Raw genomic sequence first — 14,273 nt, 5'->3', positions numbered from 1 at the left:
TTAGTTAGACGTAGCTTCCTGCAAGTTTATCCGTTCTTCATTTTTATCAGTGTTCAATAAAAACAAACGAATCATCCACGTCTCTTCTATATAGAATTTTGAACCAATTTTTTCAAATGGCTCTGACATAGCATCATATCTCTTCTGATTATAAACATAAAATGGCTCTTGAATCGGAAATCTAAAAGCTCTAGTTGCATTCTGAACATATAATCCTTTATCTGTGTCATCATAAGTATAGCCAAGAACATCTAACAATGGCTCCGCAGCATATAGAACCTTTCCATCCTTTAGCAACACATGTATATCTTTTTGCAGGCTATTATTCACATACACTTCTCGAAAATCCTCAAACAGCAATGGAAATTTCTCTGTAGTCTGTTCATTTAAATGAAAGAACGAGGTCTTTGAATCAATGATGGATGATAAAAGATTATCTAATTTCTCTGCACTTAGCTGTTTCTGCCCCTCTAACTTAGTCTTCCATTCTAGAGCCTGGCTACTTGTAAGATAATTAATAAGTGTCTCATACATCCAAATTGATTTTTCGGTTCCAACAGGGGATTCCATTATAAAGCTGCTTACCACTTCTGCAAGTAGAAGATTATCGGCAGGAAGCTTATAACCCATTTGAACATTTTTAACAATTAGCTCCCTCTGTATAGATGGTAAATCATCTGTTTGGACAAATAAAATACTGCTTGGATTCACATCATTCTTGTTTGGTGTAAATAAAACCGAGGAATGACTAGCATTAGGTAAGTGCAATTCATCCAATAGTTCTTTAAGCCCGGTTGTGATTGGATCCTTGGAGTAAATGGTAAAGTTCTGATTTTCGTATTGTATAGGTAGAACCTCTTGTTGCCAATATAAATCCTGTACTGGGCCTTCACCAAAAAACAGAGAATAGTCAATTAAGTCTAACGATGAATTACCAACATTGGGCAAACCACTTACCCAAACTCCTCCCCTTTTTAAAGAATCAGTAATATGTAGGGTAGAATAGGAAACACCGCCATTTTCAATCTTACTTAGAAAATCTGAAAGAATAATTCCTTCCTGTAAGCCTTTTTTTAAAGGTATAGTGTAAGAAATACTTTGACTAGAAGATTCTCCCTCTTGAAAGCTAGCTAAATCTTCAGTTAATCTATCGCAGCTGTCTATGTTGTTGCTAATACAGCTTCTGTTTTCGCTGGATAGTGGCCAAGCGATAGAAAGCTTTTCTGAAGGAAGATCGAAAAAGTGCTGATTCACTTGAACGCTATCCTTTAATAACTGAATATCAATTTCTTGTTCATATAAAAAGGCTTGTCCCTCTTCATCTATATTAGAAGAGTAAACCTCATACTGAAATAATAATAAAACACAGTTTGTAACAACTAAAAACATGGATAAAAAGCCAACAATAATTTTCATGGAATTGTCCTCCAACAAAGTGGTAAGATGGATTGGAAAGGAAGTGTTTTCATTGATCCAACGTTTTATAGAGCTTGGCGAAGGTTACGGAGATTCATTTGAGCTTTGTGAACTCGCACGAGTAAACAAAGATCGTATATACAGAGCATTTATCTTCACATCCCCGAAAAACGGGAAGGAAGTTATATCAATAGCAATTGCTCTAAAACCCGTGAATGATACTAATTTTTTCCCAATTTATATTTGCCGTGAAGGGATTCCCCAAACACAGCCTGAATCCAAAAGACTAAGTACATTTACAGAAACATTAAAAGAGTTACATGTGGAACCTATTCGGATTTCTATCAAGCATTCGTCTACTTTTGCAGACAATGATTTATTTTATCAGTATATTATTGGCATATTAAGATTAAACCATTATATACCACCATTCCATTAATGGGTATTTTATAACCCAATTTTATAATCGTACTCTTTCGCTTTATCTGGTTTACTATTTTCAAACTCAGTTTTTAAAAATGGTCGATACGATTCTAAAATTTCTTTTACAAAAGGAAGTTTATTCATTTTTTGTTTAGCTACTTCTATTTGGTCTTGGTCGCAATACAAAACTACATATTTCATCTTTTTAGAAATATAATGTACATGACCGTATTTTCTTAAAGATTTTGCCTGTTTTAAATGATGCACATAGACAATTAGTCCTTGTCGTTCTGTCATACGTTTCCCTCATTTCTTCCTTCAAGAATAACATATGGAGGATTTTGATAGCAACAACAACTAGCTGACAGTTAAATATACATTAGCTATAATAAAAGAAAAAAGACATTTAAAATTAGATAGATGAGAGCATATTATCTTGCTATAATTTTAGTTAGTTTATAAAAAGGGGGATAAGAATGGGGAAAAAATCTAATGTAGCTATCGCCATTGCAGCTGCCGCTGGTGCCGCATGGGCAAGTACAAAAGCTTTGTCAAAGCCAACTGGCCGTCCTTCAAAAGAAGCACTAAAGTATGATCATCCCATTATTCTTGCACACCGTGGAGGAGCTGCCCTGGCACCTGAAGGTTCGATGGCTGCCTTCGAAAACGCTGCAAAATTAGGAGTTCATGGCTTCGAGATTGATTTGAGATTAACAAAAGATGAAGAAATTATCGTTTTCCATGATGAAACACTAGAAAGAGTAACAGATTTCACAGGCAAAGTCTCCGATTACACATTATCAGAACTTAAGGCTGCTGACCTGGGTTATTATTTCAAAGATTTAAGTGATGCTTATTCATTTAGAGGAACGGGAGAACAAGTATTGACTTTAGGTGAATTGCTTGATGCCTATCCCCAAATGCTTATTAACATGGATATTAAGGACAACCCTGAAACCTATGAAGGTAGTCTAATGCCCTCTAAGCTATGGAGATTGATAGAAGAAAAACAAGCTTTCGATCGAGTGGTAGTAACTAGCTTCTTTGATGAGCAAATTGATCGTTTCAATCTTTATGCACAAAACACTGTTGCCCTAGGAGCCGGGGAAAAAGAGGTTAAAAAAGCATATACCGCTTATACAAGTCAGTTTAGACATTTATATCACCCTAGATCAGACGTCTTTCAGCTACCATTAAAAGCTAGAATGGTATCTTTAGATAGCCCAGGATTTATAAAATTTTTATCAACTTTAAATATTCCTGTACACTATTGGTCTATCAACGATCCTGTGGTGATGAAAAAGCTCATCCAAAATGGAGCTAAGGGAATTATTACAGACAGACCTGATTTAGCTATTGACGCACTAAAGTTAGACTAAGATATAAAAAATAGCTTGCTTTCCACTTTAGGCCGACGCTTTCCGAGGTAGTCACCGTCTGTTACACCAATAAATAAAAAATAGATAGCATGTATGTAATTAACTTCAATTTTTAAAAAATAATTCACCCCTTTTCCTGTTTGAAATAAAGGGAGCTTGCTTTAGTTTATACACGAAATGAAAAAGCATATGCTTTCTTGTCATTAAAAAGGATGTGTGCAAATAAATGCACACATCCTTCCTAATTTATGCAGAACAAGAACACGAACCACCAGATCCACATCCGCTTCCACAGCTTGAGCTACTAGAAGCGAAAAATGGGTTGCTTACAGGGACTTTGACACCTTCTGATACAGATTTACCTACAATCAAGCTTACTTCATCTAGAAGGTCTTGTAATTCGTTTTCTGCTACTCTTAAAGCAGCTACTTCGTCTACCATATCAAGGTTACGTTTAGTTACACGAATATCCTTCATTACTCTTGAATAATCTGGATGGTATTTTCCAAAGCGCTGAACCTCTTCATATTGGTCCTTCAGTCTGGTGAAGTAGTTGATCTCCCGAACGAGTTCAGGTTTTGTATATACAGCACGATGTGCATCTAAGTAATGGTAAAATTGTTCAGAGGATAAAACCATAGTACATAGTAAATCTGAGTGGTCCATAATATCGACCCATTCATCGGTCATAATCATAAATAAAACCTCCAATCCTGTCTATCATAACAGAAAAATGGAGACAATTGCTAAACTAATATCTTAAATGTCAGGAGAATATATTATGAATGAATTACAAACGCTCTTTGAACAAGTTACCAAGGAAGCTTCCGATACAGAAAAAGGGTTACTGACTGACTTCCTTCTAGGTCTACAGCATAAACGACAAGGCACTGCTCCTACTTATTTAAATGCAACATTTCAGATGGATACTCGCTACGAAGATAACCATTGTATCGTGACTCTTCCAGTTACTCCTTTAATCTATAATAGCTTTGATATGCCACACGGAGGAGTTATTGCAACGCTAGTAGACAATGCAATGGGATTCTTAGTCAACAAAGATCTCCATGCAGAAGGTAAAGGTGCAGTTACAACAAATATGACAATCCACTACATAAAAGCATCATCTGAAAAACAACTGATTGCTACTTCTACATACTTACATAAAGGACGACAAACGTTAGTTATGGAATGTACGGTAACCCAGCCAGATGGAAAAAAAATTGCTTATGCAACCGGATCATTTTTTGTTATAACACCGACATCCATTTCTTTAAAATAGGAATGGACAACTTCCACATCGGAAAAAGGTAAAACAACATCTTTGATAATTTGTTCTTTTTCGTGTCCCTTCCCAGCTACAAGAACGACGTCTCCCACTTTTGCGGTGGCAAGTGCCAATTCAATAGCTTTTCTACGGTTAATCTCCACAATCACTTTGCTTGGCACCATGCCTTGAACAATATCTGCAATAATTGCTTCTGGTTTCTCATTACGTGGGTTATCAGAAGTAACAATTGCCTTAGTAGCATACTTTGACGCAACTTCTCCCATTGATTTTCTCTTTTGCTTATCTCGATTACCGCCACAACCGAATACTACGTAAATATTGTGCTTCGCATAACTATGAATAGAGCTTAAGCAGGCTTCTAATGCGTCGGGGGTATGAGCATAGTCTATTAGCACCTCAATACCCATTTTGTTTTCCACTCTCTGTAATCTTCCAGCTGGGAGGCTTACAGGTTTAATGGATTCACAGGAAATACCTAATCCTAGCATAACTCCAATTGCTGCTGCTAAATTCATACCATTGTGATAACCACTGTTTCTCATAGTAACTTCTGTTTTTCTGCCGTTCACATCATACTCATATTTAACATTTTCATCTAAATGCTTCTCTCTCTTGAAAAAGACATCATTTTCTTCTCGGTCTCCAAATCGGATAGTAGGGATATATGACTTTTGAGCAACTGAGCGACACCATTCGTCATTATTATTAATAACCAATTGTTTAGCTAATGGAATTAGCAGTTCTTTAGATTTCTTATATGGTACCATGCCCCCGTGGAACTCTAAATGATCCTTACCTATATTTAAAAATACTGCTATGTCCATTGGGTAACTGCCTAACCGATTGTCCAATAATCCTTGAGATGAGGCCTCTAAAACTATATATTCAACATCATGTTCATAACAGTACCTCACAACTTGGATAAAATCGTAAAAAGGGAGCGTTGTATTACTTCTAAACTGTTTCTCTAATTTATTTCCATTTACGAATACACCTAATGTACCAACAACACATACAGATTTGTTTTGTTGCATTAACAGTTGCCCAGTAAAGGATGCAACAGTTGTTTTTCCGTTAGTTCCAGTAATTCCTACTGTTTTTATTTTTTGACCATACATTTTGTGCGTTAAGTATGCAATTTTGTCTTGCAAAAGGCACATATCCGAAGGAAGGACAATTTGGGGAATACTACAATCTGATACATAATATTTTGTAATAACTATTTTTGCCCCATTTTGAATTGCCTCTTCTATATACGCTCGATTGTTCGATTCTGAAACAAATACATCCCCTATTTGAATTTGCTTGGAATGATCAATAAAACGATCAATAGTCAAACCGCTTAAATCACCAAAAATTTTATACTCCAACCCGTCTAATAGCTCTTTTAATGAATAAATAGTAACTCAACTCCCTACACCATTCTAGTTACATCGCATACAGTAAAATGAATTCCTTGTATCGTATGAACGGAGTGTTTGAAATGTCACGAGAAGAGTGGTTGAAAATATGATTGTGCAAAAATATGGTGGTATTGCGATGCAGGATTCTTCGAATAGACGTCTAGTCATCGAAAGAATCCAAAAAGCAGTCACTACCCATAAGAAAGTGTTGGTTGTTGTATCTGCCATGGGAAGAAGAGGTCAACATTACGCTACAGATACTTTACTAGATCTTATTCCAAATACACCACATAGCATTGAAACAGATTTACTTTCTGCTTGCGGAGAGCTCATATCTGCCTCTGTATTAGTAGCCGAACTAAAAAATGAGGGGCTTCACTCAACTATTTTATATGGCAAAAATGCTGGAATTATTACAAACGAGTCATATGGTAATGCAAATATTGAATACGTTGATATATCTGAGATTAATAAAGCCTTTGAAACCTATCATTGTGTAGTTGTTCCTGGATTTCAAGGCGTCTCCAAATATTCAAACAACTTTACAACGTTAGGTAGAGGAGGAAGTGATTTAACAGCTGTTGTATATGGACATTATTTAAAGGCAGATGTCGTAGAATTTTATAAAAATGTTCCAGGAGTCATGACATCAGATCCATCTACAAATAAACAAGTTGAATTAATATCTTATATGACCTATGAAGAGCTCCAGCTTAAAATAAATGAACCAGTTGAAGTCATACAAAAAAGAGCAGCAAAATTCGCTGCCCTTCATAGCGTTCCCCTTCATATTCGTTCTTTGTATGAAGAAACGAATGGTACGTTTGTATATCAATAAATAATCATTCAAGATTATCCTTTTTCTCAATAAAGTTTTGCGTGTAGTAATTACTGTATACTCCAACTCCTGTATGAGTATAAGATCTTCCTAGCAAAGTTTCTCGATGCTCTTTTGAATTCAACCATCCATTCACAGCTTCACCTGCATCAAAATAAAACGCTGCAGTATTACCCCCTGCTCTGGAGAAGTCTAATGAGGCTTCTTTAAGCTTATCTTTAAACTTCGGTATTTCAAATTTTTCGTTAGTTACAATATTATTCTTCGCCATTTCAGCACTGTGCTCGTAGGATATATTTTGTAATCCTACATCAGACTCTAACACCCGTAGACCATGGCGAAGTCTTAAGACATTGGTTATTTCTACAACTTGTTTAGCAGTTGCTCTGTCAGCTGCTGCTTGGAGAACAGAAGATGGTGTTTTGGATTCTATAACGTCCCCACTATATAAAATATCATAGGGTTTATGCATCAATAGAGTTTTGGAATCACTAAATCTCACCGCTTCCAGCTGCTGATCAAGTTGATCGATATAGAGTATTGCATATAAATCATCGAACTGGACTAACAGCCTTGTGTTAATGTCCTCTTCATTTAAAGAAAAAATATAAGTATTTTCACCAATGGTCATAGTTATTTCAGATTGAACAAGTGTAAATCGATATATATCCTCAAGTGATTGACCAATTTTGTATGGGGATGCATCCACATTTCTTCCTAGAGCATACGCTTGTGTAACTATATTATCTTCTACTCCTATTAGCTTATAAGTAGAGAACGAGTCATTATATACCCACCAATCATATCCAAACGTTGAGGGATCGATTCTAGTCGGAGTACCATAAAGTGCTGTCACTTCTTCAGCTGCTTTACCGATCAGCGAAGAAATACCTTCTTTTGGTCTAGTGAATATATTGACCGCTTCTACTATTTCCTCTTTTTCCACAGGAATTAGTTGTCCTGAGTTATTTGAACCTGTTATTAGATCATTTTCTTGGATTGGTGTATCAAAATATATAAATATTAATAGCAAAATAGCAATGCCAACTAAAATATGAAAGAGAGTTTTCATTTTATCTTGGCTCCTTCGAAGTTACTTCGTATTCCTAGTATATCAAGGATATATACAAATACACAATGTTGTCATTGCAACATTTTTGAATTTGAATTAATATTAATAAGAACAGATTCTTAGGATAACTTCAATGTGAAGGAGGACAATTCGATGTATTTTGAAAATACAGGTATAGAAAACAAAGTCTTAGATCTTAACGTATTAGACGATGTTATGAAAAAACATGGCTTAATTCGTGCAGGGCAATGGGATTATGAGCGTGTGACTTATGATAAGAAATTTGAAATAAAAGAGGGTACATTTTATCTTCGAATTTTCGGCTTTACAAAAGAAGGCGATGTAGGCGCTCATGAAGCTAACATTACTCTTTTAAAACCGGTTTTAGGAAAACACTATTATCCGCATGGTGTAGAGTACGGAGAAAATGAAGTATTTCCAAACCACTTAGTTAAATCTTGTGATCAAACGTTAAAAGCTTTGAGTGCTGAACTAACTGAGTTTGCTATTCAATCAAAATAATTTCTAGACGTTAGAGATAATTTCTCTAACGTTTTTTTAGCTGTTAAAACTGGTATTTCTTGTCTATACTTAAAAGAACGACCTACAAAGGAGCAAAATGGAATGGCTTTTAAAGCTTTAAAAAAAGAGCATATTAAATATATAATCCTCTTTCTTTTTTTCCTGTTAATTTCTATTTTCATCCTTCCTGTATCGGTTCCAATTATTTTGGCATTACTAACCGCTATAATTATTGAACCAATTGTAAAATTTACTGAAAAGATATTTAAATGGAAGAGAAAACCTGCAGTTATTACTAATTTTATTTTTTTCATGACTATTATTTCAGCTCTCTTATACTTCACTGTAACGAAGCTGATAAGCCAACTCTTATATACTTCCAAAGTGATTCCATTTCATCTAAATAGCTTGACTGGTGTGTGGATCAATGTCCAAAATAATATTTTTAAATATACCGAGGGCTTACCTCTCGAAGTAGTAGAATCTATACAAGACAAGTTTGACTCTGCATTAACCAGCATGAGAGATGCCCTCCTTGATCTTCTTAGCTACTCTAACATCTCTGCATTGCTAACAAATATTCCTAACTTTCTTGTTAATTTTATTGTGTTTATAATTGCCCTTTTTTTGTTTATGTTGGACTTAGAAAATATAAGAGCAAAATTCTTTTATTTCCTCTCTGAAGGAACGGCCGAAAAGGTACGTGTCATGTCTTCGAGCATAAAAAAGGTTGTAATCGGCTTTATGAAAGCTCAAATATTAGCTAGCTTTATCATATTAGGTGCTTCTTTAATAGGGCTGTTATTTATAGTAAGCCCTAAGGTGGCTGTTATTATGTCCATAGTTATTTGGATTATAGATGTAATACCAATTCTTGGTTCTATTGCTATACTCGCTCCTTGGGCAGGTTACTTGTTTCTAGTTGGTGACACTGTATTTGCCACGAAATTGACCGTTTTAGCTCTTATTTTACTAATCATTAGAAGAGCTGTGGAACCTAAACTAATGGGTACTCAAATGGGTATTTCCCCCCTTGCTATCCTTATTGCCATGTTCATCGGTGCCAAGTTGTTTGGCTTCCTCGGATTTTTAATCGGACCACTAGTAGTCATATTGTTTATTACAGCAAGAGAAGCAGGTATGATCCGCTTAAACTTTAAAATATGAATATTTACAAAGTCATTATTATTAACGAAATAGCAATTTAAGGCCTTACTGTTCTTCTTAACAGAATGCCTTATTTTTTTGCCTGCTATCGGTTTAATAGCTTACGAAAATAGACCGCTTGTATTTGTTTCACCTATTACATACGATTATAATAGTACAAAAACAAAGGCAATCAAGAATTAATAATCTTGATTGCCTTTGTGTATTTTAGTTGTTAATTATCCACCTAGGATTGCTTTAAAAACGGAAGTCGTTTCGCCGCCCTCATAAATTACGTAAAGTAACGCATAAACCGCTACTCCTGTTATTGCAACAAAGAACCATATGACACTAGTAATTGGTCCAAGTTTACGGTGTTTCTTTATATTATTTTTGTAGCCTAGATAAATTGTAACTAGCCCAAATACTGCTCCTGTTGTAGCTAAGATAATATGAAAAACTAGGAAAACCGTATAGTAAATTTTTATATCGTCTGGTCCACCAAACGCAGTATTCCCTATAAACAATGTACGAGAAACATAAATGATAAAAAATGTTAATGCTGATATTGCTGCAGCAAACATCGTCTTTTTATGTGCCTCAATTTTCCTTTGCTTCACTAAAATCCAACCAATTGCAACAAGTACAGCACTTAAGACAATAAAAAACGTGCTTATTGTAGGTAATACTGGAACACTCATCTTCATTCTCCTCTAATATAAAAAATTATAGTTTAGCTTGTACCTTTAAGTCGTCTAATGCTTTTTGAGTTATTTCATCTGCATTATCCTGCTCATTTTTATACCATGCAAAGAATATGGAGAATAAGAAGGCAGCATATATAAGCTCTTGAATAATCTTCATCACAATTCCACCTAGTTGCTGATCCTCAAGAGGATCCAAGTTAGAAAATAACTCTGGGCCAGATAGACTTAGACCAGCTAAAGTGTCAGAAGGAACACAAAGTTCCATATTTTTTAGCCAAACATCTGAATCTGTATAAGTATCATACATTGGGCTATTAGAGAAAATGATTAGAGCACAGGCTGGAGTGATTAATATAGCACTAGCAACAATAAAACCAATTTTCTTTAAACCATGTAGTTTTTTCTCTGATTCAATTACGTCAACAATAGACCACCACATAAATACAGCTGCAAAGAATAACAATAATGTATATGTTCCATGGAGTACCTCATTCATCTTAATCGCGTCAAAGACTAATGGAATATGATAGAGCGAGAATGTCATGGTAAACAATACTAAAGAAAATAGTGGTTTAGTCAAGAAAGGAATCACTTTTCTTAAAACCGGCAGCTCAATAACTACCTTCCACACCCACCATGGAATCCCTTTCATAAGTAGTGGCGGAACTAATAATAACAATAGTGCCATTTGCACCATATGGAAGGTAAACATAATATGTGCCATTAAATCTAACGGAGAACCTTTTACAATATATAAAAGCAATAAACCAGATACAAAAAATACCGCTTCTTTTCTTTTTAATGGCTCAGAAACTTTAAAATCATTTCTCCATTTGACGGTGATCAAAAAATATAGAATAGCTATACAAACTAAAAGTCCTAATAAAATAGGACTCCATAAAGCCTGGAAGCCGAATATGCTAATTGACATTCTATTACGCTCCTTTTTAAGTTGCTACCTTTATTATATAGGGCAGTACAAGTAACATCAAATGAACGAACTATGACAATTATTACTATATACTTATGAGTTGAATGTTTCAAATTAATATCCAATATAGGCCCTCATTAATGGGTACAACTATTCCCAACAAAATTAATGGACGCTAAGGAGACTCCCTCATTCTTTCGAGCTTTGTACTCAATCAATCTTAACATAATTCTAGAAAAGTCTTTTGTTTAAAACAAACAAAAGAGAGCTAAGAAAATCTTAGCTCTCTTTTTGTAATTACCACCAAACAATTGTTATAAAAGTTAGTAGGAAAGTAAATCCAACCATTGCCGCAAAGTAAATAAAGTATGCTGGAATGTTATGATTTTTTTCACTCATATGCATGAAGTAGTAAAGTTGTAAAACTACTTGTACTGCAGCTAACAATAAAATAATCGGGATGATGTAGTATTTTGAGAAACCTGCAACCACTGCTGTGAAAGAGATTAATGTCAAGAAAATCATAATAGAGAATGTAGTTACTTGCGTACGCATACTCTCTTTTCTTTTTCGCTTCAAGTACTCAAATTCAGTTTGAGATCTTACGTAAACATGATTGTCGTGTGATGACATATTAACCAACAACTCCCATCAAGTATACTACTGTAAAGATGAATACCCACACAACGTCAATAAAGTGCCAGTATAGTGAAGCAGTATAGTATTTTGGTGCGTTATATAAGCTGAAACCACGTTTAGCATTACGTAAAAGTAATAGAGTAATCCAGCCTAAACCAATTACTACGTGAAGACCGTGAGTACCAACTAAAGTAAAGAACGCAGTTGAGAAAGCACTTTGTCCATAATGGAATCCTAAATGTACATAGTGATTAAACTCATAAATTTCTAGGCCTAAGAAAGTAAAACCTAATAGTACTGTAATAGCCATCCATGTTTGCGTACCACGGAAATTATGATTTTTCAAATGGTACATTGCATATACACTTGTTAACGAAGATGTTAACAGGATCATGGTCATAACAAAAACTAGAGGTAATTCAAACAATGTTTGAGTGGAGAATTCCATACCTTCTGGTCCTTTGTTTTTAAGAGCTAAATAAGTAGCAAATAAACTAGAAAACAGTACAGTTTCTCCAGCTAGGAACAACCAGAAGCCTAAGAATTTATTCTTACCTTCCATTGTTGCTTGTTCCGGATGATCTGGCCAAGTTTGTGGGGAGTACTTTTTATTCAAGTCCATTCTTATTTACCCCCTTCGTCATTCATTAAATCTTCTTTATGGATATGATATCCATGGTCGTCTTTCAGTGAACGAACAGCCATAGATGCAACTGTGATTGCTAAACCAAGTACTAATACTGGAACAGCCCAATCTTTTTCTCCGTTGTAAAGTGCACCGAATGCTGCGATAAATAAACCTAATGTCATTACGAAAGGAATGAAAGAGTTGTTTGGCATATGGATATCAGAGATTGGCTCTGCATATGTCATACCTACTTTGTTTCCTTCTTGTTTTTCAATCCAGAAAGTATCTAATCCACGAACAAGTGGAGTTTGTTTAAAGTTGTAGAATGGAATTGGTTGTGGAATAGCCCACTCCAATGTACGTCCATCTTCCCAAGGGTCATTTCCAACTTTTTCGTTTTTAGCTACAGTCATAATAATATTAATTACAAGGATTATTACCCCGATTGCCATGAATACTGCACCACCAGAACTGATTGCGTTGAATAAATCCCAACCTTGATCTGCTCCGAATGTGAATACACGACGTGGCATACCCATTAAACCTAAGAAATGTTGAATAAAGAATGTCATATGGAAACCGATAAAGAAGAACCAGAAAGTCCATTTACCTAATTTCTCACTTAACATTTGGTTGAACATTAAAGGCCAATATAAATGTAATGCCGCTAAGATAGCAAGTACTACCCCACCAACGATTACATAGTGGAAATGGGCAACGATAAAGTATGAATCATGTAATTGGTAGTCAAGTGGAGCCGCAGCTTGCATGACACCAGTTACCCCACCTGCTACGAATGAAGGGATAAATCCTAATGCGTAAAGCATTGGAACCGTAACTTTAATACTTCCTCCCCAAATTGTAAGCAGCCAGTTGAATATTTTCATACCAGTTGGAACAGCAATAGCCATTGTCGCAACAGCGAAAATTGCGTTAGCTGTTGGTCCTAAACCAACTGTAAACATGTGATGGGCCCAAACCATGAATCCTAAGAAACCGATTAATACGGTCGCAAATACCATGGATGAATATCCAAATAAACGTTTGCGAGCAAATAACGAGAAGATTTCTGAGAAAATACCGAAAGCAGGTAAAATCAGAATGTATACTTCAGGGTGTCCAAAGATCCAGAATAAATGCTCCCAGATAATTGTATTTCCTCCCATTTCATGATTGAAGAATTGTCCTCCAAACATACGGTCAATGATTAGGAAGAAAAGACCGATTGTAAGTGGTGGGAATGCAAATAAGATCAATGCACTTGCCACGAATGTAGTCCAAGTGAACAATGGCATACGCATATACGTCATACCAGGTGCACGCATATTAATAATCGTTACAAGGAAGTTAATCCCGGCAATATACGTACCTGCACCGGATATTTGAAGTCCGAGTGCATAGAAGTCAATACCATGACCAGGGGATGCTAAAGATAGAGATGCATATGAAGTCCATCCAGCATCAGGAGCTCCTCCCATAAACCAAGAAAGGTTTAAGAAGATACCACCAAATAAGAATAACCAAAAACCAAGTGCATTTAAGAATGGGAATGCTACGTCACGTGCACCAATTTGAAGTGGTACAACGGCATTCATATAACCAAATAATATCGGCATGGCCGCAAGGAAAATCATTGTCGTACCATGCATTGTTATAATTTCATTGAAAAGACCTGCACTAACAAAGTCGTTATCCGGTTTAGCTAATTGGATACGAATTAGCATTGCCTCTATACCACCGATTACGAAAAATAAACCACCGGCAGCGAGGTACAGGACAGCAATCTTTTTATGGTCTACTGTTGTTAAATAGTCCCATAAAGTTGCGCCAAAGCCCTTTTTCTTAGCTATAGAACTCACAACTTTTACCTCCCTCATT

At 35.5% G+C, this 14,273-nt stretch carries 16 protein-coding genes; 6 read left to right on the top strand and 10 right to left on the bottom strand.

Features of this window, described 5'->3' with window-relative positions; genetic code table 11:
* Complete coding sequence (locus MHB55_RS06450) at positions 1 to 1,416, bottom strand: hypothetical protein (RefSeq protein WP_340862847.1); 1,416 nt, start codon at positions 1,414 to 1,416, stop codon at positions 1 to 3.
* A 52-nt stretch (positions 1,417 to 1,468) separates the two neighbouring features.
* Here MHB55_RS06450 and MHB55_RS06445 point away from each other — a divergent pair, with 52 nt between their 5' ends.
* On the top strand, positions 1,469 to 1,855 hold the full coding sequence (locus MHB55_RS06445) for a DUF7147 family protein (protein WP_144537937.1): 387 nt from the start codon (positions 1,469 to 1,471) through the stop codon (positions 1,853 to 1,855).
* Between the two features lie 8 nt (positions 1,856 to 1,863).
* On the opposite strand, the gene MHB55_RS06440 is transcribed toward MHB55_RS06445, so the two are convergent.
* A complete protein-coding gene (locus MHB55_RS06440; RefSeq protein WP_144537936.1) occupies positions 1,864 to 2,136 on the bottom strand; it encodes a YlbG family protein in 273 nt (90 codons plus the stop codon).
* Positions 2,137 to 2,315: 179 nt separating this feature from the next.
* Between MHB55_RS06440 and MHB55_RS06435 the strand changes: the two genes are divergently transcribed.
* Positions 2,316 to 3,218: a glycerophosphodiester phosphodiesterase gene (locus MHB55_RS06435; RefSeq protein WP_154311193.1), complete on the top strand. Its 903-nt coding sequence runs from the start codon at positions 2,316 to 2,318 to the stop codon at positions 3,216 to 3,218.
* 246 nt (positions 3,219 to 3,464) lie between these two features.
* Here MHB55_RS06435 and MHB55_RS06430 read toward each other — a convergent pair whose 3' ends face one another.
* Positions 3,465 to 3,914 (bottom strand): YlbF family regulator, encoded by a 450-nt coding sequence (locus tag MHB55_RS06430; RefSeq protein ID WP_154311194.1) that lies wholly within the window; start codon positions 3,912 to 3,914, stop codon positions 3,465 to 3,467.
* Positions 3,915 to 3,999: 85 nt separating this feature from the next.
* Between MHB55_RS06430 and MHB55_RS06425 the strand changes: the two genes are divergently transcribed.
* Positions 4,000 to 4,500 carry a PaaI family thioesterase gene (locus MHB55_RS06425; protein ID WP_340862846.1) on the top strand — a complete coding sequence of 167 codons (501 nt, stop codon included), beginning with the start codon at positions 4,000 to 4,002 and terminating at the stop codon, positions 4,498 to 4,500.
* On the opposite strand, the gene MHB55_RS06420 is transcribed toward MHB55_RS06425, so the two are convergent.
* Positions 4,446 to 5,879, bottom strand: a complete 1,434-nt coding sequence (locus MHB55_RS06420) for a UDP-N-acetylmuramoyl-L-alanyl-D-glutamate--2,6-diaminopimelate ligase (RefSeq protein ID WP_340862845.1) — start codon at positions 5,877 to 5,879, stop codon at positions 4,446 to 4,448. The genes MHB55_RS06425 and MHB55_RS06420 overlap by 55 nt on opposite strands.
* Positions 5,880 to 6,018: 139 nt before the next feature.
* Between MHB55_RS06420 and MHB55_RS06415 the strand changes: the two genes are divergently transcribed.
* Positions 6,019 to 6,750: an amino acid kinase family protein gene (locus MHB55_RS06415; protein WP_144537931.1), complete on the top strand. Its 732-nt coding sequence runs from the start codon at positions 6,019 to 6,021 to the stop codon at positions 6,748 to 6,750.
* 4 nt (positions 6,751 to 6,754) lie between these two features.
* Here MHB55_RS06415 and MHB55_RS06410 read toward each other — a convergent pair whose 3' ends face one another.
* Positions 6,755 to 7,822, bottom strand: coding sequence for a CAP domain-containing protein (locus MHB55_RS06410; protein WP_144537930.1), 1,068 nt, complete (start codon positions 7,820 to 7,822; stop codon positions 6,755 to 6,757).
* A 153-nt stretch (positions 7,823 to 7,975) separates the two neighbouring features.
* Between MHB55_RS06410 and MHB55_RS06405 the strand changes: the two genes are divergently transcribed.
* Positions 7,976 to 8,344, top strand: coding sequence for a YugN family protein (locus MHB55_RS06405; RefSeq protein ID WP_144537929.1), 369 nt, complete (start codon positions 7,976 to 7,978; stop codon positions 8,342 to 8,344).
* A 102-nt stretch (positions 8,345 to 8,446) separates the two neighbouring features.
* Positions 8,447 to 9,511: a sporulation integral membrane protein YtvI gene (ytvI, locus tag MHB55_RS06400; protein ID WP_191696421.1), complete on the top strand. Its 1,065-nt coding sequence runs from the start codon at positions 8,447 to 8,449 to the stop codon at positions 9,509 to 9,511.
* Positions 9,512 to 9,729: 218 nt separating this feature from the next.
* On the opposite strand, the gene MHB55_RS06395 is transcribed toward ytvI, so the two are convergent.
* From MHB55_RS06395 to MHB55_RS06375, 5 genes are all read right to left on the bottom strand, one after another.
* Positions 9,730 to 10,191: a DUF420 domain-containing protein gene (locus tag MHB55_RS06395; protein WP_144537927.1), complete on the bottom strand. Its 462-nt coding sequence runs from the start codon at positions 10,189 to 10,191 to the stop codon at positions 9,730 to 9,732.
* Positions 10,192 to 10,216: 25 nt separating this feature from the next.
* Entirely contained in the window at positions 10,217 to 11,128 is a 912-nt protein-coding gene (gene ctaG, locus MHB55_RS06390; protein WP_191696422.1) for a cytochrome c oxidase assembly factor CtaG, read from the bottom strand.
* 297 nt (positions 11,129 to 11,425) lie between these two features.
* A complete protein-coding gene (gene ctaF / locus MHB55_RS06385; protein WP_144537925.1) occupies positions 11,426 to 11,761 on the bottom strand; it encodes a cytochrome c oxidase subunit IVB in 336 nt (111 codons plus the stop codon).
* 1 nt (position 11,762) lies between these two features.
* Positions 11,763 to 12,389 carry a cytochrome (ubi)quinol oxidase subunit III gene (locus MHB55_RS06380; protein WP_144537924.1) on the bottom strand — a complete coding sequence of 209 codons (627 nt, stop codon included), beginning with the start codon at positions 12,387 to 12,389 and terminating at the stop codon, positions 11,763 to 11,765.
* Between the two features lie 2 nt (positions 12,390 to 12,391).
* The gene (locus MHB55_RS06375; protein WP_191696423.1) at positions 12,392 to 14,254 is read right to left on the bottom strand and encodes a cytochrome c oxidase subunit I; all 1,863 of its coding nucleotides are present in this window, start codon (positions 14,252 to 14,254) and stop codon (positions 12,392 to 12,394) included.
* Between the last annotated feature and the right edge of the window lie 19 nt (positions 14,255 to 14,273).

Origin of the sequence: Psychrobacillus sp. FSL K6-1267 (assembly GCF_038003265.1) — a bacterium.
GTDB classification, from domain to species: Bacteria; Bacillota; Bacilli; order Bacillales_A; family Planococcaceae; genus Psychrobacillus; species Psychrobacillus faecigallinarum.
Note: the sequence above shows the minus strand (reverse complement) of the source record. Positions and strands in the feature narration are given on the sequence as shown.